We start from the raw sequence: 24849 nt of genomic DNA on the forward strand, positions 1-24849 counted from the left end.
GCGGTCGGCGTCGAACGAACCCGCATCGTTTTACCCGCGCAATTCCCGAGAAAACGTATGACCGCACAGGGAATCGTCGGGGAGTTCCTCTCTCTCAAAGAACAGACGGACGCCGACCTGTTGGCGATGCAGTGCGGCGATTTCTACGAGTTCTTCGCCGACGACGCGGAGTTCGTCGGCGAGGAGCTGGACCTGAAGGTATCACAGAAGTCCTCGCACGGGTCGTCGTACCCGATGGCGGGCGTGCCGCTGAACGACCTCACGCCATACCTGAAGGTGCTCGTCGAACGCGGCTACCGGGTCGCCGTCGCCGACCAGTACGAGACCGAAGACGGCCACGCGCGCTCCATCACGCGCGTCGTCACGCCGGGAACGCTGTTGGAGACGACCGAAGCCGACGCGAAGTACATCGCCGCCGTCGTCCGCGGCGACGGCGACGACGGGTTCGGGCTAGCCTTCGCCGACGCCACCACCGGGCGCTTTCTCGTCACCGACACCGAGGCCGAAGCCGACGCCCACGCCGAGCTCTACCGCTTCGCGCCGGTCGAGATCCTCCCCGGCCCCGAGATTCGCACCGACGACGAGTTCCTGAACCGACTCCGCGAGGCGAGCGACGCCTCGCTCTCGCTGCACGACACGGAGAGTTTCGCGCCCGGCCGGGCCAGACACGCCCTCCGCGAGCAGTTCGGCCGCGAGGCGCTCGACAGCGTCGGTCTCGACGGTGACCGCGCGATTCGCGCCGCGGGCGCGGTGCTGTCGTACGTCGAGGAGACGGGCGTCGGCGTCGCCCAGTCGATGACGCGCCTGCAGGCGTACCGCGTCGCAGACCACCTCGAACTCGACGCCACCACACAGCGAAATCTGGAGCTCACCGAGACGATGCACGGCGACCGCTCGGGGTCGCTTCTCGACACCATCGACCAGACGGTGACGAGTCCGGGCGGCCGTCTGCTCAAAGAGTGGCTCACCCGCCCCCGACGCTCGCGGGTCGACATCGAACGACGCCTCGACAGCGTCGAAGCGCTCGCGGCGGCGGCGCTGGACCGAGAGCGCGTCCGCGACACCCTCGACGGCGCGTACGACCTCGAACGGTTGACGAGTCGTACCGCCTCGGGAAGCGCTGGCGCGCACGACCTGCTGTCGGTGCGGGACACGCTCGCGGTACTGCCGGCACTTCGGAAAGCCGTCGAGGGCCGACTCGCCGACTCCCCGCTCTCGGACGTCGTCGCCCGGCCGGACCACGAGGCCGCCGCGGCGCTCCGCGAGGAACTGGCGGCTGCGCTCGCCGAAGAACCGCCGAAGACGCTGACGCAGGGTGGACTCATCTGCCGCGGCTACGACGACGAACTCGACGAACTCATCGACCGCCACGAGGAGGCCAAGCGCTGGATAGACGGCCTCGCCGAGCGCGAGAAGTCGCGGCACGGCCTCCACCACCTCTCGGTCTCGCGCAACAAAACTGACGGCTACTACATCCAGGTGGGGAAATCGCAGACCGACGGCGTTCCCGACGAGTACCGCGAGATAAAGACGCTGAAGAACTCGAAGCGCTACGTCACCGACGAACTGGAGGAGAGAGAACGCGACATTCTCCGCCTCGAAGAGGTCCGCGGCGAGTTGGAGTACGAGCTGTTCAAAGAGCTTCGCCGACGCGTCGCCGACCACGCGGCGCTGTTGCAGGACGTAGGTCGGACCATCGCCGAAGTCGACGCCCTCGCCTCGCTCGCGACCCACGCCGCCGGCAACGACTGGGTCCGACCGGAACTGACGGAGGCGGGTCCGCTCCGAATCGAGGCGGGGCGACACCCCGTGGTCGAGACGGCGACCGATTTCGTGCCGAACGACCTCTATCTCGACCGCGAACGCGCGTTCCTCATCGTCACCGGGCCGAACATGAGCGGGAAATCCACGTACATGCGACAGTCGGCGCTCATCACCCTGCTCGCGCAGGTGGGGAGTTTCGTCCCCGCGCGGTCGGCGACGGTCGGTCTCGTCGACGGCATCTACACCCGCGTCGGCGCGCTCGACGAACTCGCGCAGGGTCGCTCGACGTTCATGGTCGAGATGCAGGAGTTGAGCAACATCCTCCACTCGGCGACGGAGGACTCGCTGGTCATCCTCGACGAGGTGGGGAGAGGGACGGCGACGTACGACGGCATCTCAATCGCGTGGGCGGCGACGGAGTATCTACACAACGAAGTTCGGGCCAAGACGCTGTTTGCGACGCACTACCACGAACTGACGGGGCTGGCCGACCACCTCGATAGAGTCGAGAACGTCCACGTCGCCGTCGACGGCGAGCCACGCTCGCCGTCTGCAAACGGGACGAAGTCCCGCCCTGCCGACGAGAAGGACGGCGACGTGACCTTCCTGCGCACCGTCCGCGAGGGCCCGACCAATCGGTCGTACGGAATTCACGTCGCGGAACTGGCGGGCGTGCCCGACCCGGTCGTGACGCGCGCGACGGACGTGCTCGGCAAACTCCGCACCGAGAAAGCTATCGAGGCGAAAGGCGGCGGAGGCGGCGAACCCGTGCAGGCGGTGTTCGACCTGTCGAGCGGGCAGTTCGCCGCCGGCGACGGCGGGGACGCCAACGCCACGACGAGGCAGGTGAGCGACGCCAGCGCCGACGGCGAGGCCGCGAACGGCGCAGCGAACCCGCTCGCCGAGTACGACGACCCCGAACCGGTGCTCGAAGCGCTCTCGGAGACGAACCTCGAAGAACTCTCGCCGATTGAACTTATGGCGAAGGTACAAGAGTGGCAGGCGCACTTACACAGGGAGAGATGACCGAAGAACCACTCCGGGCGACAGTGAGCCTGCGCGGCGTGCTGTTCGGCCCCGAGGGCGAGGTACTGGTGGTTCGCCGCGCGAGCGACGGCGGGTGGGAACTCCCCGGCGGTCGCCTCGGAGCGGGCGAGCCCGTCGTCGAGGGGCTGCACCGCGAAATCGAGGAGGAGACGAGCATCGAGCCGGACGTCGAGGAACCCGTCCACACGCATGCGTGGCTCAACGACGCGGGTCTCGGCCGCTTCGCCGTCTACTACTACTGCACCGTCGAGGGGAAGTCGGTGTCGCTGAGCCCCGAACACACCGACTACGACTGGATCGTCGTCGAGACGGCCACGGAACGACTGAGCGAGACGCAGAGCGAAGCGGTCGCCTGCGCGTGGGAGGTCCACGACGATGGGTGAGACGGGCGACTCGCCCGACGACGACCCGCACATCCGCGCGCTCGACGACGCGACGGTTCGCCAAATCGCGGCGGGGGAGGTCGTCGAGCGACCCGCCTCGGTCGTCAAGGAACTCGTCGAGAACAGCCTCGACGCCGATGCCTCGCGCGTCTCGGTCGCCGTCGAGAACGGCGGGAAAGGCGGTATCCGCGTCCGCGACGACGGCGTCGGGATGAGCGAGTCGAACCTCCAACGCGCCGTCGAGAAACACACGACGAGCAAGATACGGGACATCTCGGACCTCGACGCCGGCGTCGGCACGCTGGGCTTCCGCGGCGAGGCGCTGCACACGGTCGGTGCGGTGTCGCGGCTCACGGTTCGCTCGAAACCGCGCACCGACGGTGCCGGCGGCGCAGGGGCCGAACTCACCGTCGAGGGCGGGGACGTCGGCGAGACGCGACCCGCCGGCTGTCCGGCGGGGACGACCATCGAAGTGGACGACCTCTTCTTCAACACGCCCGCCCGCAAGAAGTTCCTCAAGACCGACCCCACGGAGTTCGACCACGTCAACACCGTCGTCACGCAGTACGCGCTGGCGAACCCCGGCGTGGCGGTGTCGCTCGAACACAACGGCAGAGAGGTGTTCGCCACCGAGGGCAACGGCGACCTGCCATCGGCGGTTCTTTCGGTCTACGGCCGCGAGGTGGCCGAGGCGATGGTCCGCGTCGACTACGACGCCGACGGCCCCGGACCCGTCGAGTCGGTGTCGGGCGTCGTCAGCCACCCCGAGACGACCCGCGCCGGACGCGAGTACCTCTCGACGTTCGTCAACGACCGCTACGTCACCGCCGCGACGCTCCGCGAGGCAGTGTTGGACGCCTACGGCGGGCAGCTCGCGCCCGACCGCTACCCGTTCGCCGTCCTGTTCGTCGACGTCGAACCCGACGCCGTCGACGTGAACGTCCATCCCCGCAAGATGGAGGTGCGGTTCGACGACGAGTCGAGCGCCAAGCGCGCCGTCGCCGACGCCGTCGAGGAGGCGCTTCTGGACCACGGGCTCGTCCGGTCGTCGGCCCCGCGCGGCCTCTCCGCGCCCGACGAGGCGGAAGTTCGACCCGGTCGGGACGAGACGGAAGTCGTCGGCGGCGCGGGCACCGCCCACGAAGCCGCGAGCGACGTCGCCGGGCGGACGAGTCGTACCGACCGGAGAGCGACGCGGGTCGGCGGCGAGGCGGAGCGACGCGGCGAGACCGCCCCTCAGAGCGGAACCGCGAGCGAGAGCGCGAGTTCGCCCGGCGATTCGCCCGCTTCGTCCCGCCGGAGCGAACCGTCGGGTCGAGCCGAGGAGTCGGACGCCCGACCGGCGAGGTCGACGCGGAACGGAGGCGGACCGCGTGCGTCGGAGGCGAGCGCGGGGGCGACGGAGACACCGTCCGACGCAGCGCGACTCCCCGAATCCGACACCAGGGGGCGCCCCACACAGAGCGCCGAGAGCGAACAGTCGTGGCTCTCTGCGACCAGTCCGGACGCGAGCGCCGCGCCCGACGCCCGAGGCTCGGGCGTCGCCGCGCCGACGACGCAGCGAACGCTCTCGGGCGACGATGCGACGTCGGAGACGGCGTTCGACAGCTTGCCGCGGATGCGCGTCCTCGGCCAACTACACGACACGTACGTCGTCGCCGAGACGCCTAGTGGGCTCGTACTCGTCGACCAGCACGCCGCCGACGAGCGCGTCAACTACGAGCGCCTGCAGAACGAACTCGCGGGCGACACGCCGACGCAGGCGCTGGCAGACCCCGTCGAGTTGGAGTTGACGGCGCGGGAGGCGGCGCTGTTCGAGGAGTACGCCGACGCGCTGGCGCAGGTCGGCTTCCACGCCGGGCGAAGCGACGAGCGGACCGTCGAAGTCCGCACGGTGCCGGCCGTCTTCGGTGCGACGCTGGACCCCGAGTTGCTGCGCGACGTGGTGAGCGCGTTCGTCGCCGAGGAGGACGACGGCGGCGAGCGAACCGTCGACGCCGTGGCGGACTCCCTGCTCGCCGACTTGGCGTGCTACCCGTCCATCACGGGCAACACGTCGCTGACGGAGGGGTCGGTCGTCGAGCTGCTGGAGGCGCTCGACGCCTGCGAGAACCCGTACGCCTGCCCGCACGGCCGACCCGTCATCATCGAGTTCGGACGCGACGACATCGAAGCCAGATTCGAGCGCGACTACCCGGGCCACGCAGGGCGGCGCGCCGAGGAGTAGTCGACAGTCCGAGACGCGTCGCGTAGCGGTCCAAGATACGTCGTGTAGCGGTCCAAGACGCGTCGTCCAGTCGGGGTCGGCGGGCATATCCGCCGGAACTCCCCGCACTTATGTGACCCTCGCAAGAACGGACGAGCATGACGGACCTCGTTACGTTCGGCGAGACGATGCTTCGCCTCTCGCCACCGCAGGGGGAGCGACTGGAGACGACTGACGAGCTCGACCTCCGAATCGGCGGCGCAGAGAGCAACGTCGCCGCGGCCGTCTCCCGCCTCGGCTTCGAGTCGGCGTGGTTCTCGAAACTCCCCGACTCGCCGCTGGGTCGGCGCGTCACCGTCGAACTGCAGAGTCACGGCGTCGAGACGCCCGTCGCGTGGACCGACGACGCCCGGATGGGTACCTACTACATCGAACACGGCGGCGCGCCGCGGGCGACGAATGTCATCTACGACCGCGCCGATGCCGCCATCACCACCGTCTCGGCCGACGAACTCCCGCTCGACCGCGTCCGCGACGCCGAGATGTTCTACACCAGCGGCATCACCCCGGCGCTGTCGGAGGCGGCGGCGGAAGCGACGTCGACGCTGTTGGAGGCGGCCAACGACGCCGGCGCGACGACGGTGTTCGACCTGAACTACCGCTCGAAGCTCTGGAACCACGAAGAAGCGGCCGCAGGGTATCGCGCGCTGTTCGACGCCGTCGACGTACTCGTCGCCGCCGAGCGCGACACCCGCGAGGTGCTCGGCCGCGAGGGCAGCCCCGAAGATCTCGTTCGCGGACTCGTCGACGAGTACGATTTCGAGACGGTCATCCTCACCCGCGGCGAGGAGGGCGCGCTCGCGCTGCGCGACGGCGAGACGTACGAACAACCCGTCTACGAGGCGGAGACCGTCGACGCCGTCGGCACGGGCGACGCCTTCGTCGGGGGCTTCCTCGCGGCGCGACTCGACGGTGAGGGCGTGGCGACCGGACTGGAGTACGCCGCCGCGACGGCGGCGCTGAAGCGGACCATCGACGGCGACATCGCGGTGGTCACCCGCGAGGAGGTCGAGGCCGTCGTCGGCGAGGACGACGCGGGCATCTCGCGGTAGGTCGGACCGGCGCGTCGACGGCGACTTCCGGGCGCAACGACTAATTTTCGCGCATCCGTCTATCCGGTATGCACGTCGTCATTCTCGGTGCCTACGGGAGCGCTGGCGTCGCGGCCGCCGAACGCCTCGCCGACGCGGACGAAGTCGACCGACTGACGCTCGTCGACGGCGGCGACCCCGGCGGCGGCCTGTGCATTCTGCGGGGGTGTATGCCCTCGAAGGAGATACTGTCGGCGGCGGCACATCGCTACCACGCCCGCCACGACGAACGCCTCGTCGGCGACCTGCCGGAGATGGATCTCGAACGCGTCGTCTCGACGAAGGACGCACACATCCGCAACTTCGCCGAACACCGACGGAGTGCGGTACATCTGTTGGCCGAGCGCGACGACGTCGAGTTTCTCGACGAGAACGCCCGCTTCACCGGCGCGCGCACGCTCGCCGTCGGCGACCGTGAACTGACGCCCGACTACGTCGTCGTCGCCACCGGGTCGACGGTGAACGTCCCCGACACGCCGGGGTTGGACGAGGTGCCGTACTCCACGAGCGCGGACGTGCTCGACGCTACCGAGTTCGGCGACTCGGCTCTCGTGATGGGCTTCGGCTACATCGGCGTGGAGCTCGCCGCGTACCTCGCGGAGGCGGGCGTCGACCTCACCGTCGTCGAGCACGACGACCGACCGCTGGACGAGGCCGACGACGAGTTCGGCGACGACCTGCTCGCGCTCTACCGCGAGGAGTTCGACATCGACGTGCGGACGAACGTGAACGAACGGCGCGTCGAGCGGACCGACGACGGCGGCGTCAGAATGTACCTCACCGGCGGCAGCGACGAGGGGCTCGTCGAGGCCGACCAGTTGTTCCTCTTCACCGGGCGGCGGCCGAACGTCGGCGGACTGAACCTCGAAGCGGCGGGGCTGAAGGCAGAGCAAGGGTGGGTCGACGCGACGATGCAGAGCCGCGACGACGAGCGGGTGTTCGTCGTCGGCGACGCGAACGGCCGCGAACCCATCCTCCACGTCGCCAAGGAACAGGGCCACCTCGCCGCCGACAACGTGCTGGCGCACGCGGCGGGCGAGGAACTCGAACCGTACGAGAACGTCCACCACCACGTCATCTTCTCGGGGGCGTCGGTGTACCCGTACGTCCGCGTCGGCCACTCCGAGCAGTCGGCCGAGGACGCCGGTCTGAACTACGTCAGCGTCTCGCGGGAGGCCAGCGACGACGGCGTGTTCAAGACGAAGTACGCGACGCGGGGCCGGGGGAAACTCCTTGTCGACGCCGACGACGGTACCGTCCTCGGGTATCAGGGACTGCACTACCACGCCGACGTGATGGCGAAGACGATGCAGGTCGTCGTCGAGCGGGAGATGCGCGTCGACGAGATTCCGGACCGCGCGTACCACCCGACGACGCCCGAAATCATCGACGGCTTGCTCCGCGCGGCAAAGTCGAAACTCCGCTGAACGTCCAGTTGTCGACTGCTCCTATACAGACCTCTGGGAGTCGATGTCACGTGTTTTCGAGATGACAATACATAGCGCGCATGAATGGCCAACTACAAATGCGCCAGCCGCATATGTAGCGAGTATATGGCATCACTGTCGTTCGAACCGCTGGCGTACGACGACATTCCCGAGGACGAGCGCCCCTCGCTGGGGCAGGCGCTCGTCCCGGTCGTCGGCATGCTGTTGTTCCTGAGCGTGGGTGCAATCTGGCTCGAACTCGACGCGCACATCCCCCTGCTGTGGGGAATCGTCCTCACCGGTCTCGTGGGCCGGTTCTGGTACGGCATCTCCTGGCAGCGGATGTACGAGGGCGTCGTCGACGGCCTTCGGATGGGAATGCAGGCGATTCTCATCCTGTTCGTCATCTACATGCTCATCGCCACTTGGACCGACGCCGGGACCATCCCGGGACTCATCTACTACGGGTTGGAACTGCTCTCACCGGATATCTTCCTCCCCGTGACTGCGCTTCTGGCGACGGGCGTCGCCTTCGCCGTCGGGTCGTCGTGGACGACCGCCGGGACGCTCGGCGTGGCGTTCATCGGCATCGGCTCCGGTCTCGGCGTTCCCGCGCCGATGACCGCCGGAGCGGTGCTGACCGGCGCGTACACCGGCGACAAGATCTCGCCGCTCTCGGACACGACGAACCTCGCGTCGGCGGTGACGAACACCGAACTCTACACGCACATCCGGACGATGCGCGTCGGGACGGGCATCGCGCTTCTCATCTCGCTCCTCCTCTACGGCTATCTCGGCCTCTCGGCGACGGGGTCGATTCCCGCCGGGCGGGTCGGCGAGATCCAGAGCGCCATCGTCGGCGCGTACTCGGTGACCCCCGTCGTGTTCCTGCCGCTCGTGGTGACGTTCGGGCTCGCGCTGTACGGCTATCCGGCGCTCCCGTCGCTGACGGCGGGCGTCTTCGCCGGCGCGTTCACCAGCATGGTCGCACAGGGGCGACTGAGCGTCGAGGGCTTCATCCACGTCTGGGACGTCGCCCAGAACGGAACGGCACCCGAAACGAACGTCGACCTGGTCAACAGTCTGCTCGAAACCGGCGGCCTCATCGGGTCGTCGTGGACCATCACCATCGTCGTCGCGGCGCTGGCGCTCGGCGGCCTGCTGGAGCGTACGGGCGTACTGGCCGTCTTGGCGTACCACCTGAGTAGAAGTCTGCACAGCGTCGCAGGCATCACGACCGGGACGGCCGTCTCGGCGTTCGGGATGAACGTCCTCGCCGCCGAACAGTACATGTCCATCGTCGTCCCCGGCATGAGCCTCCGCGGCATCTACGACGAGAAGAACCTCGACAGCCGCAACCTCTCTCGCGCCATCGAGGCCGCCGGAACGACGACGAGCGCGCTCATCCCGTGGAACGCGGGCGGCGTCTACATGGCGGGCGTCCTCGGCGTCCCGACGCTCGAATACGCGCCGTACTACTTCCTCGGCCTCATCTCACCGTTGATTCTCCTGTTCATGGGTATCACCGGCTGGCGTATCACCTACCAGAACGAGGAGACGACCGCCGGCATCCGCGGGGCGGTCGACTCCATCGGCGACGACTGACCGGCGACAAACCCCGACTTCGCGGTCACCGCCGAACGAGTTTCGGTGCGTCGGCATCGGGTTCGTCGACGACCGGCAGCGAGACGCGAACGGCCGTTCCGTGCGGCCGCTGTTCCTCGAAATCGATGGTGCCGTCGGAGTCATCGATGATCCAGTTGACGAGCCAGAGGCCGATACCGCTGGCGTGAACGAGTTGCGTCTCCTGTCCCGACCGAAACACCGACTGCTCGTCGTGCGGAATCCCGGGCCCGTCGTCGACGACGCGGAACTCGACGCGGTCGTCTTCGTGCAGGCCGAGCGAGACGTGAACGAGCGGTTCTTCGGCGGGGTTGTGGACGATAGCGTTCTCCAGCAGGTTGTTCACCGCGACGCCGAGCAGTTGGTTCGCCCGGACGGAGCCCCGCTCGCCGTAGTCGGCGTAGTCGGTTTCGACGCGCGCGTCCGGATACTCGCCGCGAATCGTCTCGACCTCCCGGTCGACGAGCGCTTCGAGGTCGACGACCGTCTGCTCGGCGTCCGAGAGCAGCTGCTCGATTCGCCGGGCGTTGTCGCCGAGGGAGACGAGGTCGAGCGCCGTCCGCTCGATGATCTCGGCGTGCGCTTCGAGGTCACCGTCGTCTTCGGTCAGGAGGTTAGCGTAGCCGAGGATGACGTTCGAGCGGTTTCGAACGTCGTGGCGGAGCACCCGATTGAGCACGCGCAGTCGCTGGTTGAGTCTGACCGTGCGCTCCTGCTCCGTCGCTAAGCGGTGTTCGGTCGCTCGTCGCCGAACGTCGTAGACGCCGACCAGAAAGCCGACGAGCGCCCCGCTCGTCATCCCGCCGACGAACACGACCACCCAGTTGCTCAGGACGACCCCTTCGGAGAGCTGATACAGCATCATCAGCGCGACGATGCCGCAGGTGACGACGACGCCGGTGACGCACCAGAACCCGATTTTGGCGACGTTCGCGTCGTCGAGTTCCTGACGGGTGAGCCAGATCCCACAGAGAAACAAGATGAGTGCGACGCAGAAGGGGATGAACGCGCCGAAGATGAACGCCGCCACCGAGTTGGTTGCTCGAAGACCGTGGAGCACGTACGCCGTCGCTGTGGCGACCGCAAGCCCGAAAATCGTGAGATAACCCAGAGTGCGTTCGATAGATTTCATAGGGAGTGAGAGATGATACATGAGTGAGTTAGTCAAACAGCAATAAACGTTATTATCGTAGCGTCACGTCACTATGTGGCGCGACACCCTCACGGAGGCGTCGACTCCGAACATCGTCCACCTTATGCCACCGAGAGCAGAATCGATGGGTATGGAGTTGACGACGCGCGGCCGATACCGGGTGTTCGGACGCCCGCGCGACCCCGACGAACTGCTCTTAGTCGAACTGGACGACGACTCGTTCGACCCGACGTACGTCCGAGTCGACGGCTACGAGGGTGACCTCGCCGCCGATGTCTCGGCGCTTCGACCGGGATACGTCGTGGAGGCGACGCTGGCGTGGGACGACGACGGGACGCCCGCGTTCGAGGCGGTCACCGTCGAACGCCGGAGCCGTCTCGAGTTCGTCGACGGCGTGACCGGACTGTTCGAGGCGGCCCGCGAGACCTGGAACGAAGCCGTCGCCGCCGGCGAAGGGATGAACTCTCGCGTGACGCGCGACACCGACGGTCGGCCCAACGGCGCGCTCTACGTGTTCGCCGAACAACCGGGGGCGCGGGATCTGTTCGACGAGTTCAACAGCGGTGTCCTCCCGCTGGAGCCGCTCCTCGAACGCGTGAACGACGAACGAGGCGATGGTCCGCGCGAGGTGTTCGTGATGCGCCCCGCCGACGGACAGTTCGTCGTCGTCTACATCGTCTTCGAGAAGGAGGGGATGCTGGCGAACACGGTTCGAGACACGTACGACTGTTCGCGCCAGTAGCAGTGGTGAGCGGTCCGCGCCAGTAGCGGCTTCGAGAACGGGGAGCCGGGAACGGAGCGTCGTTACGTCTCTGCTGTCTCGAGTCTCGGGAAGTGGTCGATCGTCTCCGCGCGGAACCCCTCCTCGTCGAACTCGTAGTCGTCGCCGAGGAACTCCACGACGCGCTTGGTGTCGTCCATCGCGTTCATCAGACAGGTCGACGCGCCGGGCGACGGCGTGATGTTGAAGATGATGTTGTCGCCGCTTATCGTGGCCTCGCCCATGTCGAGCGCCTTCGCGTCGGTGTCGACGATCTGGGGGCGGACGCCGCCGTAGCCCTTCGCGCGTTCGATGTCGTCGAGTTCGGCCGTCGGGACGACTTTCTGCACGTTCGGCAAAAACGCCCGTTTACCGGCTTCCGGGAGGTCGTACACCAGGTTCCGGAGCACGTACGGGAGGAGGATGCGGTCCGAGAGGATGTTGGCGTAACTCAGGAAGGAGTCGACGTTCAGTCCGAAGACGTCGAAGAAGTCACCGACCGTCGAGATGCGGCCTCGCTCAAGCGTCGGGACGAGCTTCGCCGTCGGGCCGAACCGCGTGATGGAGTCGTCGTGGACGTCGGCGTCGCCGTGGACCGCCGCGAACGGGAGCTTCTTCATCTGCAGCGTGTACACCTTCCCGTTCAGCATGTCGTTGGCGAGGAAGAAACTGCCCGCGACGGGCAAAAGCGACATGTTCTCGCCGTAGCCCATCTCCTTGGCGATCTGGAGGCTGTGAGAGCCTGCGGCGACGACGACGGCGTCCGAACGGAACCGGCCGGCGTCGGTCTCGACGCTGAAATCGGTGCCGCGGTCGACGAGACTCGTCACCTTCGTTTCGGTGTAGACGTCGACGCCGTCGCGGTCGGCCCGCCGGACGAACGACTCCGAGGTCTCGCCGTAGTCGACGACGTAGCCGTCGGGCGTCTGCAGCGCCAACAGTCGCTCGTCGGGGTCTCTGCCCTCGACGACTTTCGGTTCGAGGTTCTCGATCTCGTCGCGCTCGATGGCGCGGAGTTTCGGAAACAGCTCGCCGAACCCCTCGTCCTCGTATCGGGTCTCCAGCTTCCGAGTCTCCTCGTCGCCGACTGCCAGCACCATCTTGCTCCGCTTGCTGTGCATCTCCCGGTCGGGGTCGACGTTTTCGAGATACCCCGCCAGCAACTCCGCGCCCTCTTTGACCTCCTCGGCCTTTTCGAGGGTGTAGTTCGTCTCTATATCTCCGAAGTGAAGCGTCTGGGAGTTGTTCGTGTGGTGGGAGTTGACCGCCGCGATCTCGTCTTCTTTCTCGAACAACGCGACGCTCTCGATGTCGGTGAAGTTCGACACCGCATAGAGCAACGACGCCCCGCTGATTCCGCCGCCGACGATGATCAGATCGTAGTTCTCAGGCATAGTTAGCTGTGGTACTCGGTCTCGTATCGGTACGTCGTCTCCGGGTGGTTAACTCACTTTTCATCCGTGAATTTCTCGCCGTCGGGGCGATGGTTCGGAGCGCCGCTCGGCGGATGAGAACGGGGTATGGGCCCTGCCGGATTTGAACCAACGACCACTCGGTTATGAGCCGAGCGCTCTAACCAGACTGAGCTAAGGGCCCTCGTTCGTCGTACTATTGGGCTTCCCTTTAGCGTTATCTATCGACGCTGTGGTTCCGGGGCCGGACGAGTAGTGGGGTCGGAAGAAGCGTCGCTCGTCGAAGCGACGTTCGAGAGAAAGCGACGCCGTCGCCAGGACTCGAACCTGGGACCACCTCGTTAACAGCGAGGTGCTCTACCAACTGAGCTACGACGGCTTGCTGCACCTCTTCGTATTCGGGTTGATTTGATAGGGCTTTCGTTTTCCCCCGACTGCGTCTGTCGGTCGCACACGCGTCGGCGGCCCTACGCGGCGCCCGCGCACCGACACGCTTTCGCCGGAACCGTCCGAACGCCGAGCCATGACCGACCTCGACAGCGTCGTCGCGGCCGTCCGCGAGCGCATCGACCCCGACGCCGACGAACGCGCCGCCCTCGCGGCGGCCGTCGCCGCCCTCCGCGACCGCGTCGAGGCCACCGTCGCCGACCTGCCCGTCGACGCCGACGCCGTCCAGGTCGGCAGCACCGCCCGCGGGACGTGGCTCTCGGGCGACCGCGACATCGACCTGTTCGTCCGCTTCCCGCCGGACCTCCCGCGCGAGGACCTCGAACGTTACGGGTTGGAAGTCGGTCGCGCCGTCCTCCCCGGCGGTCACGAGGAGTACGCCGAACATCCGTACGTCAAAGGCGATTTCGAGGGGTTCGACGTGGACCTCGTCCCCTGTTACGACGTGCCCGAGGCGACCGATATCCAGTCGGCGGTCGACCGGACTCCCTTCCACAACGCCTACCTCGACGCCCGATTGGACGACGACGCCCGCGCCGACGTCCGCGTGTTCAAACGCTTCCTCAAAGGAATCGGCGCGTACGGCAGCGACCTCCGAACGAAAGGGTTCTCGGGCTACCTCTCGGAACTCCTCGTGCTGGAACACGGCGGCTTCGAACCGCTCCTCCGCGCCGCCGCCGACTGGCACCCACCCGTCGAGTTCGACCCGGAGGACCACGGCCGGGCGACGTTCGACGACACGCTCGTCGTCATCGACCCGACGGACCCCGAGCGGAACGTCGCCGCCGTCCTCTCTGCGTCGAACGTCGCCCGACTCCAGCACTACGCCCGTGACCTGCTCTCCGAGCCGCGCGAGGACCTGTTCTTCCCGCCGGACGAGGAACCGTTCTCGGCGGCCGACGTCCGCGAACACCTCGAACGACGCGGAGCCCACCCCGTCGCCGTCGTCTTCCAAGCCCCGGGGCTCGTCGAGGACCAACTCTACCCGCAGTTAGAGAAGTCGCTGTCGGGCGTCGTCTCCGAACTCGACCGCCGCGGCTTCGAACCGCTGCGGGCGGCGGCGATGGCGGACGACCGGGCGGTGCTGTTCGTCGAGTGCTCGGTCGCCGAGCGGTCGACGATTTCGCGCCACGACGGCCCGCCGGTCGCGGTGCGACAGCACGCGGCGGGGTTCTTCGAGAAGTACGAGAGTGCGGACGACGTGTACGGTCCTTTTATCGACGGCGACCGCTACGCCGTCGAGCGCGACCGCGAGTTCACGACGCCCGAGGCGCTGCTGACGAGCGACGCGCTGTTCGACGTAGCGTTGGGCGCGCAGGTCGAGTCAGCACTGGAAGAGCGGTACGAGGTACTCGTCGGCGGCGAGGTGGCGACGCTGGCCGAGGCGTTCGGCGACGAGCTTCGCAACTACTTCGAGCCGAAGCCGTAGGGACGTCGAATCGAGGCCTCGAAACCGAGTTACGCCGAATCGAGACCGTAGCTGTCGAGCAGGTCGTCGACGAGTTCTATCGTCTCCTCGTCGGGCTCTTCCTCGGGGTCAATCGGTCGGCGGCCGTCGAACGTCTCGTGGACGGTGGCGACGCCCTCCGAGAGCGTGTCGAGTCCGTAGCCGCCCTCGAGGACGAACGCGAGCGCGGCGTCGTTGTCGTCGGCGAGCGTCCGGACGGCGTCGGTGAGGAGCGCGTACCCCTCGGTGGAGACGCGCATCCGCGAGATGGGGTCGTAGCGGTGGGCGTCGAAGCCGGCGCTGACGACGAGCAGGTCGGGGTCGAACGAATCGAAGACGGGACCGAGCCCCGACTCGACGACGTACAGGTAGTCGGCGTCGCCGCCGCCGGCGGAGAGCGGCACGTTGAACGTCGTCAGTTCGCCGTCGCCCTCGCCGGTCTCGTCGAGTTCGCCCGTCCCGGGGTAGAGGCCGTTCTCGTGAATCGAAGCGTAGAGCACGTCGCCGCGCTCGTAGAAGATGTCCTGCGTGCCGTTACCGTGGTGAACGTCCCAGTCGAAGATGGCGACGCGTTCGGCGGTGCCCTCGTCGAGGGCCGTCTGGGCGGCGACGGCGGCGTTGTTGAAGAAACAGAACCCCATCGCGTCGTCGACGACGGCGTGGTGGCCGGGCGGACGGCCGAGCGAGAACGGGGTGTCGCGCCCGCCGTTGCCGTCGAGCGCCGCGCTCGCGGCCCACTGCGCGAGGCCGGCGCTGGCGAGCGCGGCGTCCCACGTTCCTTCGCAGGCGACGGTGTCGGGGTCCCAGTTGCCGCCGCCGCTGGCGCAGAACTCCTTGACCTCCTCGACGTACGCCGGGTCGTGGACGGCGGCGACCATCTCCTCGGTGGCGGGGTCGGCGTCGACGTACTCGACGCTGTGGCGTTTCTTCAGTCCTTCGCGGATTGCTCTGAGACGGTCGGCCGCCTCGGGGTGGCGCGGGCCGGTATCGTGGTCGAGACACGTCTCGTTGTAGCCGAACTTCATCGCTACTCGAAGAGGGAGAAGTACGTCTCGATGTCTTCGGCCTGGACGGTGCGCCGGTCGGCGTGGTGGGCGAGTTTGGTGGCCGCGCTTGCGACGTTGTTCGCGTAATCTTCGAGGATGTCGCCGAGCGCGATGCGCGCCTCCATCGAGACGCGGTACTGGTCGTCGATGTTGAGCCGCGCGATGCGGTCGACGGGGGCGATGGGGAGTTCGAGCGCGTCCCGACTGACGACCTGTTCGACGCCGAAATCATCGGCCATCAGTGTCTTTCGACCGTCCGCCGTCGCGCGCTCGGCGGCGTCCTCGGCGAGTCGCGCGCCGTGGATCTGGATGCGACGTGCGAGTTCTTCGGCCGCGTCGGCGCTGACTCGGAGTTCGCCCGCGTTCCGTCGGATGAGCGTATCGACGGGGGCGAACGGTAACTCGACACTCATACCCTGATACCAGTCGCTGTGGTGTATAATGCTTTGCGTTGGCGACGGCGTCTGCGACCCGTGTACCGGGCCGAGATAGCGTGCGCTCTCGGACGCTACGTTCGTAGACGACCGACGGCAGTTCGTACGAAGCGAGTCGACGGCGCTCAGAGCACTTCGTCGGCGTCGATGCGGTCGCCAGAGAGCGTCCCGCGGACGGTGACCGTCTCGCCGAGGCGGAGCTTCGCGCCGGTGTCGACGCTGCGCGTCTCGGTGCCGTTGTCGAGGATGACCGGGTCGCCCGCCTGCACGACGGTGCCGGTGAACTCGACTGTCTCGCCGTCGGCGCCCGCGCTGTCGGCCTCCACTGCAGTCGCTGCGGCGGTGCCGTTGGAGGTAGAACCGGTAGACCCGCCCGCATCGTCGGTGGAGTCGCCGCCCGAGTCGTCGCCGAACGCGGCGAGACCGCCCGCGTTCGCGCTCGAATCCGAGCCGTCACCCGCAGCGTTCCCGGCGGCGGGCGCGTCCTTCTGAACGGTCACCGTCGAGCGCCAACCCGCAGACGCTTCGATATCCTCCTGCCAGCCGTCTTTTATCTCTACGTCCGCGAGGACGACGTGGTCGGCGAGTTCGACGTCGGCGTCGGCTTTCTCGCCCCAGAGCGCGACGCGCACGTCGCCGGTGTCGTCCTTCACGCGGATGTTTCTGACCTGTCCCTCGGAGCCGTCCTTGCGCTCGAACGTCCGCTTGGGGTCGGCCTCGATGACGCCGCCTGCGATATCGACCGTCTGGCCGATTTCGAGCGAGCCGATGTCGGTCGTCTCGGGGACGTACTGGACGGTCTCGTCGAGGCGCTCGACCGCACCCCGAGAGCCGACGTGGAGTTCGAGGTTGCCGTCGCGCTCGCGGACGTACCCGTCGACGACTTCGACGCTCTCGCCGGCGTCGAACTCCTCGGCGAGGTCGGCCTTATCGTCCCAGAGCGTGACGCGGATGCGCCCGGTCGGGTCGCCGAGCGCGAGGTTCGAGACGCGGCCCTCCGACCCGTCGTCGCGCGAGAACGTGCGGACCGTGCCGCCGTCGAGCACTTGGCCCTTGAGATTCACGTCCGAGAGGCCGAGCGAGATGTCCTCGACGCGGTAGCTGTCGAGAATCTGGACGTCGACTTCGGCGTCTGGGTCCGGTTCCGCCTGGTCGACGTTCACCTCGACGCCGTTGTAGCCGTCTTTCGGACGACCCTTGATGCGGAGCACCTGGCCGACTTCGAGTTCGCCGCCGGCGATGGACTCGGCTATCTCGTCCCAGAAGGAGACGCGGATTCGGCCCGTCTCGTCGGCGACTTCGACGTTGACGACGCGCCCGTCTTCGTCCTCGCCGTCGCGCTCGAACGTCCGGAGGTCGCCGACGCTGACGACTTTGGCGATGAACTTCACCTCGTCCATCCCGGGTGCGACGTCCGCGATGCCGTTTACCTCCTCGTCGCGGAGTTCGTGGGCGATGAGCATCGCCGCCGTCTCTTCGTCGGCGAGGCCGCCCATCTGCTCGACCTTCTCGTTGACGGCGGCTTCGAACTCCTCGAACTCGACGTCGGTTTCGAGGCCTTCGTACACCTCTTCTATCGCGCCCATCTCACGACCACCCCTGCGGTCGGTGTTCCCAATCCGTAGAATCTGCGACACCCATAATCGTGTAGCGAAGCAGGGAAGGCCCGCGCTTAAGCGTTGTCCTTGCTGTGGTAGGGCGTCGCAGTCTGTCGGTTTTCGGGGCGACACGGGGAAATCTCATAGCCGAGAGTGGTGCCGTCATCGGAGAAAAACGCTCGGAACAGACGGTCGTCGGAACGCTCGCTCAAAATGGAACGGATTTTCGAGACTACTGAGTCGTGTTCGAGGTGGTCACGGTGGTCCGACCGTCGACCCCGTCGTGGACGACGTCGACGGTACCGGGCGTGCCGCCGTCGAACTCAGCGCGGACTCTGTAGCCGCGACTGACGAGCGCCTGCGAACAGACTTCGTCGTCGTCCTGGTCGATCTCGGTCGCCACGACGACGGCGAGACGGTCTTCGGCAGCGTCGTACTGCACGTCGTCGAGCACGGCGACCGCGCAGCCGTTTCTCCCTCGGATGCAGCCTTCGACGACGGCGGTCTGACCGTCGCGTGTGACCGTCGCCGACCCCGCGTGTTCGCAGTCGCCCGTGCGTTCGAACGTCTGGTCGACGAGTTCCGTCGTCTCTCCGTCCGACCCGTCATCAGTCGACCCGTCGTCGGTGGTCTCGTCGTCAGTATCGTCGGTACCACCGTTCCCCGTACTGTTGTCACCGCCGTTGCCGGTATCGTCGGTCGTTCCGTCAGTGGTACACCCGGCGACGCCGACTGCGGCGAGTGCGGCCGTTCGTGCGAGCAGCGTTCGTCGATTCATAGCGTTGCCAACGGGACCTCTTTTCATATTCCTTTGCAACGGTCAAAATTCTCTTTGTGTGATGTAGTGACCGAGGGTGGTCGTAGCTGATATCCTCGCCGTTTTCTGCCGGAGTGACCGTCGAACGCGGCGTTGCTACGGACACACACCGTTTTCTACGTATTTCTTCGGTCGAAAGCGACTAGATTTCTCGTCGTTCGATTACCTCCAGCAGTCGGTACTGGGCTGGAGTCCGTGCGGGGTCGTTCATCGAGCCGTGCGCCCAAAGGGGTGAACGTCGACGTATCGGTCTGTGTCTCCTTTCGATGTGTTGGAATCTGTGTCCTAGAACAGTACGGAGTGTCACTGACCAACCTCGGGAGCAAGAGAAAACGAAGAGTGAACGGTAAACGGCGGGGTCGATAGATCCTCAGAGCCGGACTAACGCGAAGTTCGAGATTCCGAGGCGGTACCGTGAACGGGGGAGAGCAGATAGAACCAGAACACTTCGATTTCGATGTGTGAGTGTCGGAGTCGTGAACAAGGACTCGTCGAGACTACTATACGCCGTCTGCCGAATGTGCCGCGATACCGTACCGTTCGGCGTCCTTGAATCGGAAGCGACTTATGTGGGTCGGGAGTATCCGTAATTGAGTCCTGATAGGGTAGTGGACTATCCTCTTGGCTTGCGGAGCCAGGGACCGGAGTTCAAATCTCCGTCAGGACGTTCACTTCGTTCACAACCTGACGAGTTCCACGTTCGCATCCGCTCGCGCGGAACTCCGTCAGGACGCTACATTTTCCGCGAACTAACGAACGAGCGACGCTCGTGTCGCTCGTTCGAGTGAGCGGTTATGCGACTTCACGGAGATTCGAGCAGGCGAGACGCAGTGCGACCGCAGGGAGTGACCGTCTCGGTGAGTTCAAATCTCCGTCAGGACGTTCACTTCGTTCGCGACCTGACGAGTTCCACGTTCGCATCCGCTCGCGTGGAACTCCGTCAGGATGCAGCGTTCTCACGAAGCAAATCACGGAGAGTCATCTATCTATCCGGTCAGTGCGGAACCAATCTCACGTCTCGGAGACGCCACGAACACAGCGAGAACTCTGTTGAATCTCGGGGACAACTCACATACTGTTTCGTACGAGACAGTACGGCCAAACTGCGGCTTCACCCCCGACACAATCGAGTTCACGACGCTACGGTGGCGTAGAGAGTCATCCGTAGGTCGAAAAAGAATTAATCAATCGACGAGCCATCAGACGGTGGGAGGCGTCGACCATTAACTTACTCAGCAAACTCAAAACCACGTTCGAACGGGAACCGACGATGCCGCGTTTTCGGTACCGATGCGACGTCTGTTACGTCGATTTCGTCCGGAGGGAGTCGGACATACGTCGAATCGAGTGCGAGCGATGTGGTTCGACCGAGCTCAGCAGCGTGGCTCTGGCTTGAGTCGAGTGAACGGTAACGTGTCGGCCACCGTGCACACTTTTTGACGTCCCGCGGTCGCCAGTCGTCTTGCTGCGTACTCCTCTTGCTGTGTGCTCTCTTGCCGCGTAGTCCGCTCGCCGTCTCTCAACACGGATTCTGTGGACGAGGGGATCTGGGCAGGCGTCGCTACCGGATCCGACTGAGCAAAAAATGCGGTCAAGTTCGCTGTGAGACCAGTGACCGACTGGTCGAACGCAGACGAGTCGGAGCTTACCGGCTCGCGGCTTCCTCGGCGCTCTGCGGGACGCCGTCGGGGACGTCCACGTCCGCGTCGTCGTCGACGTCGTTCGTCTCGACGGTGCCGTCGATGTCGCCGCGGCCGGCGCGCGACTCGACCGATGAATCGGCGAGTCGGATGACGCCGCCGGTCTCGATGCTGTCGTTCTCGGCGACGCCCCAGGCGGCGTTCTCGTAGTCGATGAGGATGTTCATCCCGGAGGCCTCGACGTCGCCGCCGTTGCGAACCCAGACGCCGCGCGAGTAGCCGGAGTAGGACGTCCGCTCGTCGACGTGGGCGACGGAGTCTCGGACGGACGAACCGTCGCTGCCGAGACGGTAGTTCGCGACGCCGTTGTTCTTCGCGTAACAGTTCTCGATGTGGACGGGACCGTCGCCGCCGCCGTCGTCGATGCCGGGGGCGCTGCCGTAGATGCCTTCCTGCCACCCTTCGAGGTAGACGTTCCGGATGGTCAGTTCGCCCTCGTGGGCTTTGCGTACGAAGGCGAAGTCGGTCTCGTAGCTGCCCTCCGCCGCGTAGACGTTCTCGACCAGACCGGTGCCGTCGTCGTCGGTCACCTCGAACATGAAGAGGTTCCCTTTGGAGGAGTCCTCGTGTTCGCCCTCGATGCCGACGTTCCGAATCGTCCAATCAGCACCGCTGGCGCTGATGTCGAGCGCGGCACCGTCCGCAGAGATGTCGTAGAGAACGTTTTCGAGTGTCTCACCGCTCCCGACGTTCACGTCGTACGTGTCGCCGGCGTCGACGTGGACGGTCTCGTAGTCGCCGGAGTCGGCGTCGCTTTCTTCCTCGGCTTCGGTATCGTCGTCCGCAGCCGCGACCCCGGTGGTTCCGAGACCGGTCGCCGCCGCGAGCGTCGCGCCGACGCCGCGGAGAACCGGTCGTCGACCGGTCGAGCGGGAGTGGTCGCCGTTCGACTGCAGTGAAATAGCCCTTTTCTCAGATGTAGTGGAGTTATCAGTATCTTGCACGAAACGCGCTCCGTCAAACGCTACCGAAATCGGCTATATAGTGTTCCGCTTCTGTTCGCGGAGCAAAAAGTGTCGCTACAAAAATAGTGGTTGAAAAATGGAAGTGTCCGCTTCCGAATAGTAGTCGATACCTGGGTATCTCGTCGAAATATAAACGACACCGGCTACCGAAACTCTCCGGCTAAACACTGTACGTCTCAATCACTTGATTTTCTGTGTGGGAGTCATAGAACGGATACTGTACGCCGTCTCAATAGGTCGTGACGGGTCCGCCAGCGCCGACTCCTCTACGCCATCGTTTTACCCGGAGCGACCGACTCGTCCGGTATGGAGGACGCGCTCCGGGCGGGAGTAGCCATCTACAACACGGGCGAGTACCACGACGCCCACGACGCGTGGGAGAAGCGGTGGCTCGACGCCGACGACGGGGAGGATGACGAACGGCTACTCCACGGACTCATCCAGTACACCGCCGTCGTCTACCACACCCGACGTCGCAACTGGAGCGGCGCGAGACGACTCGCCGAGAGCGCCGGTGAGTATCTCGCAGGACTCCCCGCCGACTATCGAGGCGTGAACCTCGACGCCGTTCGGACGGAACTCGCGCGGCTCGCGGCCGACCCCGAGCGAATCGAACGACGGCGGCCCGTGCGGCTCACCTACGACGGCGACGCGCTCTCGCTCGACGACCTGGATTTCGAGCCGGCAACCGTCGTCGCTCGCGTCCGCGCCGAACACGACGACGGGTTCGACGAGGGTCGCGTCGATGCGGGTATCGACGCGGCCCGCGAGGAACGCGACGAGGGATATCAGACGCGCTACATCGCGCTCGTGATGGACTTCGCACTCGGGAGCGACGCCCAGCGACCGGTCGTCTACCGACGGCTCTGCGACCACCTCGAACGCCGCGAGCAGAAGCGGCGCGACGTCGAAGGACTGTTCGAGTAGCCACGGGCGTCGAACTACTGAGCATCCAGGCCGTCCGACGGTAGTCGCCACCGGTCGTCGTCGAGGCGGTCGACCAGGGGAACATCGGCGAGTAGCTCCGGGAGCTCGTCTCGGAACCACCGGTCGTCGGGTCGGGCGTCGGTATCCGAGTCGTCAGCATCCGGGTCGTCTGTACCCGTCTCGTCGGAAATCTCCGCAACCGCCTCCGTCGCAACGGCGACGAGTTCCTCGGTCGTCGCCTCACCCCGCTTACGGAGCACGTCGAACGCTGCCGCCGCGGCGAGCCGTTGTCCGCTCGTCACGCCCCGATTCACCAGCACGTGCGTGAGGTTCGCGTACCGCGGACCGTCGTCTCGGTCTCTGAGCACCGCACGTCCGTCTCTGTCGGTGTCGTCGGCGACCGTACCGTCGGCGGTGGAATCGCCGACGTACCGCCAGAACGGCTCCGTCTCGTCGCCGGGTTCGATGCGGGGCAGCTCCGCGAGCACCTCGCGCGCGCAGTCGTCCCACCACTCGTCGGCGTCGCGGTAACCGGTCGACGTCTCCGGGTACACGCCCGCCTTCAGTTCCGGCACCGTCGCCGCCCCCCACTCTCGGAGAAACGTGAACGCGTGTTTGACCGTCTCGGCGCAGTCGACGCCGACCGACGAGTTCGCAAGCGACTCCCGGACGTTCGGCGGGAGGTCGATCGCCTCGTCGGCGGCCGCCGTGTTGGGCGATTGCAGCGCTCGACGGCCGCTCTCGGTGAGCGCGTATCGGCCGCCGCTACGGCCGCCCTCGCCGTTGTGGTCGTCCTCGCGCCTATTCTCGCCGTCGTCATCGCGTCTCTCCTCGTCGCCGCGGAGTGTCCGCACGAGGTCGTTGTCCGCCATGCGAACCAGTCGTTCGGAGACGGTGTCGGCGTCGACGTCGGCGGTTAATCGCTCGGCCAACTCCGCGGCCGTGAGCTGTTTGCCGCGCAATCGCGCCAGAACGGACCGGTCGAGGTCGGTGAGTTTTGTGGTGACCATATCGAGAGATACCACGGCTTGCCTATTGAGGCTCCACACCTTTCGGTGTGTAGACTGGACAGTCGGTATGGAACACTCAGACGAACCGATCGAGGACGCGCGAGCGGAGATTCGCCGGGCGAGCGACCGCGCCGACGGAGAGACGCGCGAACAGCTGCTCTCGCTCGACGAGGGGTTGATGGAGCTCGGCGGCGGCGATAAAGTCGAGGCTGACGGCCCGCCGAAGGAGGACCGCGTCGAGCAGGTCGAGGAGAAGATCGTTGGATTGGCGAACGAGTTCGACGACGACCACTGGATACAGGAGCGACTGGAGACCGCTCGTGACTACCTCGACCAGTACCGTCAGGAGCAGGGAGTTCCGACCGACGGAGAGCAGTGAGGGCGGAGAGCGAACCGCCGGAAGCTCGACGGGGTCGAAACCGGCTTAGTCGAAGTCGAACGACGGCCACACCTCGTTCTCGTAGAACTCGAAGAACGACTCCTGGTCGTCGCCGACCTGGTGGACGTAGACGTGGTCGTAGCCCGCGTCGATGAACTGCTCGATACTCTCGATGTGCGTCTCCGGATCCGGGTCCGTGATGAGGCTCTCGGCCTCGCGCACGTCCTCTTTCGAGACGGCCTGCGACGCCTGCTCGAAGTGCGTCGGCGTCGGGAGTATCGCGGCGAGTTCGCCCGGCACGAGCGAGTTCGGCCACTGTTCGTAAGCCGTCTCGACCGCCTCGTCCTCGTCCTCGGCGTAGCAGACGGTCATCTGCGCGAACTTCGGCCCCTCGCCGCCGTTTGCTTCGAATATCTCCAGCGGTTCCTCCTGCGGGCCGACGCACCAGAAGCCGTCGCCGAAGTCGGCGGCGGCCGTCGCCGCGCGTTCGCCGTAGGCGGAGACGGCGATAGGCGGCGTCTCCTCGGGGAGCGTGAACAGTCGCGCGTTCTCGACGGTGTAGTGCTCGCCGTAGTGGCTCGTCTGCCCGCCGTCCCAGAGCTTTCGGACGACTTCGACGGCCTCTTCGAGCATCTCCAACCTCACTTGGTGCGGCGGCCAGTGGTCGCCCAGGATGTGTTCGTTGAGGTTCTCGCCGGTACCGACGCCCCAGACGAACCGGTCGCCGAGCATCTGCGCCGTCGTCGCCGTCGCCTGCGCGAGCACCGCCGGATGTATCCGCATGATGGGACACGAGACGCCGACGACGACGTCTATCTCCTCGGTGGCGGTAGCGACGCCGCCGAGTGTCGACCAGACGAACGGGGCGTGTCCCTGCTCGCTCACCCACGGGTGGTAGTGGTCCGAGATAGAGACGAAGTCGTAGCCCCGTTCTTCGGCCTCCCGCGCGTACTCGACGAGGTCGTTCGGCGTGTGCTCTTCGCTCGACAACGTGTAGCCGAACTCCGTCATCGCACCCTCCGTCGGTCTCGCCGGTGTCGCGTACGCTTCGATGTCATACAGCGGGGAGGCCAACGAGCGGACGCTTAAGCGTAGTTCGTCGTGATGAGTGTTGGGGTCGCTCGAAGAACGAAGCGGGCGACCCGACGACGGG

Annotated in this window: 19 protein-coding genes and 3 tRNA genes; 11 read left to right on the top strand and 11 right to left on the bottom strand. The window is 66.2% G+C overall.

The features are described 5' to 3' along the window. Positions 1-57: 57 nt before the first annotated feature. From mutS to arcD, 6 genes are all read left to right on the top strand, one after another. The gene (gene mutS, locus LAQ73_RS04915; protein ID WP_224270130.1) at positions 58-2790 is read left to right on the top strand and encodes a DNA mismatch repair protein MutS; all 2733 of its coding nucleotides are present in this window, start codon (positions 58-60) and stop codon (positions 2788-2790) included. Then, positions 2787-3194 (top strand): NUDIX hydrolase, encoded by a 408-nt coding sequence (locus LAQ73_RS04920; protein ID WP_224270131.1) that lies wholly within the window; start codon positions 2787-2789, stop codon positions 3192-3194. The genes mutS and LAQ73_RS04920 overlap by 4 nt, the downstream gene beginning before the upstream one ends. After that, entirely contained in the window at positions 3187-5421 is a 2235-nt protein-coding gene (gene mutL, locus LAQ73_RS04925) for a DNA mismatch repair endonuclease MutL (protein ID WP_224270132.1), read from the top strand. Before LAQ73_RS04920 ends, mutL begins: the two co-directional genes overlap by 8 nt. Before the next feature lie 137 nt (positions 5422-5558). Further along, the gene (gene kdgK1, locus LAQ73_RS04930; RefSeq protein ID WP_224270133.1) at positions 5559-6512 is read left to right on the top strand and encodes a bifunctional 2-dehydro-3-deoxygluconokinase/2-dehydro-3-deoxygalactonokinase; all 954 of its coding nucleotides are present in this window, start codon (positions 5559-5561) and stop codon (positions 6510-6512) included. Between the two features lie 68 nt (positions 6513-6580). Beyond that, positions 6581-7978 carry a dihydrolipoyl dehydrogenase family protein gene (locus LAQ73_RS04935; protein WP_224270134.1) on the top strand — a complete coding sequence of 466 codons (1398 nt, stop codon included), beginning with the start codon at positions 6581-6583 and terminating at the stop codon, positions 7976-7978. 126 nt (positions 7979-8104) lie between these two features. Further along, complete coding sequence (gene arcD / locus LAQ73_RS04940; protein WP_224270135.1) at positions 8105-9583, top strand: arginine/ornithine antiporter ArcD; 1479 nt, start codon at positions 8105-8107, stop codon at positions 9581-9583. A 25-nt stretch (positions 9584-9608) separates the two neighbouring features. Here arcD and LAQ73_RS04945 read toward each other — a convergent pair whose 3' ends face one another. After that, complete coding sequence (locus LAQ73_RS04945; protein WP_224270136.1) at positions 9609-10733, bottom strand: ATP-binding protein; 1125 nt, start codon at positions 10731-10733, stop codon at positions 9609-9611. A gap of 151 nt (positions 10734-10884) precedes the next feature. Here LAQ73_RS04945 and LAQ73_RS04950 point away from each other — a divergent pair, with 151 nt between their 5' ends. After that, positions 10885-11496, top strand: a complete 612-nt coding sequence (locus tag LAQ73_RS04950; protein ID WP_224270137.1) for a DUF6663 family protein — start codon at positions 10885-10887, stop codon at positions 11494-11496. 62 nt (positions 11497-11558) lie between these two features. Here LAQ73_RS04950 and LAQ73_RS04955 read toward each other — a convergent pair whose 3' ends face one another. From LAQ73_RS04955 to LAQ73_RS04965, 3 genes are all read right to left on the bottom strand, one after another. Continuing rightward, entirely contained in the window at positions 11559-12908 is a 1350-nt protein-coding gene (locus LAQ73_RS04955) for an FAD-dependent oxidoreductase (protein WP_224270138.1), read from the bottom strand. Positions 12909-13035: 127 nt separating this feature from the next. After that, positions 13036-13110: transfer RNA gene (locus LAQ73_RS04960), tRNA-Ile, on the bottom strand. A gap of 122 nt (positions 13111-13232) precedes the next feature. Beyond that, positions 13233-13305: transfer RNA gene (locus LAQ73_RS04965), tRNA-Asn, on the bottom strand. A gap of 144 nt (positions 13306-13449) precedes the next feature. Between LAQ73_RS04965 and cca the strand changes: the two genes are divergently transcribed. Next, the gene (gene cca, locus LAQ73_RS04970) at positions 13450-14802 is read left to right on the top strand and encodes a CCA tRNA nucleotidyltransferase (RefSeq protein ID WP_224270139.1); all 1353 of its coding nucleotides are present in this window, start codon (positions 13450-13452) and stop codon (positions 14800-14802) included. Between the two features lie 29 nt (positions 14803-14831). On the opposite strand, the gene LAQ73_RS04975 is transcribed toward cca, so the two are convergent. The 4 genes from LAQ73_RS04975 to LAQ73_RS04990 all read right to left on the bottom strand — a co-directional run bounded on the left by LAQ73_RS04975 (position 14832) and on the right by LAQ73_RS04990 (position 18676). Further along, positions 14832-15845 (bottom strand): histone deacetylase family protein, encoded by a 1014-nt coding sequence (locus LAQ73_RS04975; protein WP_224270140.1) that lies wholly within the window; start codon positions 15843-15845, stop codon positions 14832-14834. 2 nt (positions 15846-15847) lie between these two features. After that, on the bottom strand, positions 15848-16279 hold the full coding sequence (locus LAQ73_RS17685) for a histone (protein WP_224270141.1): 432 nt from the start codon (positions 16277-16279) through the stop codon (positions 15848-15850). A gap of 146 nt (positions 16280-16425) precedes the next feature. Continuing rightward, positions 16426-17886, bottom strand: coding sequence for a single-stranded DNA binding protein (locus LAQ73_RS04985; protein ID WP_224270142.1), 1461 nt, complete (start codon positions 17884-17886; stop codon positions 16426-16428). A 244-nt stretch (positions 17887-18130) separates the two neighbouring features. After that, entirely contained in the window at positions 18131-18676 is a 546-nt protein-coding gene (locus LAQ73_RS04990) for a hypothetical protein (RefSeq protein WP_224270143.1), read from the bottom strand. Between the two features lie 633 nt (positions 18677-19309). Here LAQ73_RS04990 and LAQ73_RS04995 point away from each other — a divergent pair. Next, positions 19310-19382, top strand: a tRNA-Arg gene (locus LAQ73_RS04995). 978 nt (positions 19383-20360) lie between these two features. Here the strand turns inward: LAQ73_RS04995 and LAQ73_RS05000 are convergent. Next, positions 20361-21359, bottom strand: coding sequence for a hypothetical protein (locus LAQ73_RS05000; RefSeq protein WP_224270144.1), 999 nt, complete (start codon positions 21357-21359; stop codon positions 20361-20363). Between the two features lie 327 nt (positions 21360-21686). On the opposite strand from LAQ73_RS05000, the gene LAQ73_RS05005 reads away from it, so the two are divergent. Beyond that, entirely contained in the window at positions 21687-22307 is a 621-nt protein-coding gene (locus LAQ73_RS05005) for a DUF309 domain-containing protein (protein ID WP_224270145.1), read from the top strand. A gap of 14 nt (positions 22308-22321) precedes the next feature. On the opposite strand, the gene LAQ73_RS05010 is transcribed toward LAQ73_RS05005, so the two are convergent. After that, positions 22322-23317 (bottom strand): hypothetical protein, encoded by a 996-nt coding sequence (locus tag LAQ73_RS05010; protein ID WP_224270146.1) that lies wholly within the window; start codon positions 23315-23317, stop codon positions 22322-22324. A 67-nt stretch (positions 23318-23384) separates the two neighbouring features. Between LAQ73_RS05010 and LAQ73_RS05015 the strand changes: the two genes are divergently transcribed. After that, positions 23385-23696, top strand: coding sequence for a DUF7553 family protein (locus LAQ73_RS05015; RefSeq protein ID WP_224270147.1), 312 nt, complete (start codon positions 23385-23387; stop codon positions 23694-23696). Positions 23697-23741: 45 nt separating this feature from the next. Here the strand turns inward: LAQ73_RS05015 and LAQ73_RS05020 are convergent, their stop codons facing one another. Next, positions 23742-24707: a TIGR03557 family F420-dependent LLM class oxidoreductase gene (locus LAQ73_RS05020; protein WP_345778402.1), complete on the bottom strand. Its 966-nt coding sequence runs from the start codon at positions 24705-24707 to the stop codon at positions 23742-23744. Between the last annotated feature and the right edge of the window lie 142 nt (positions 24708-24849).

The organism is Haloprofundus salinisoli, from assembly GCF_020097815.1.
Lineage (GTDB): Archaea > Halobacteriota > Halobacteria > Halobacteriales > Haloferacaceae > Haloprofundus > Haloprofundus salinisoli.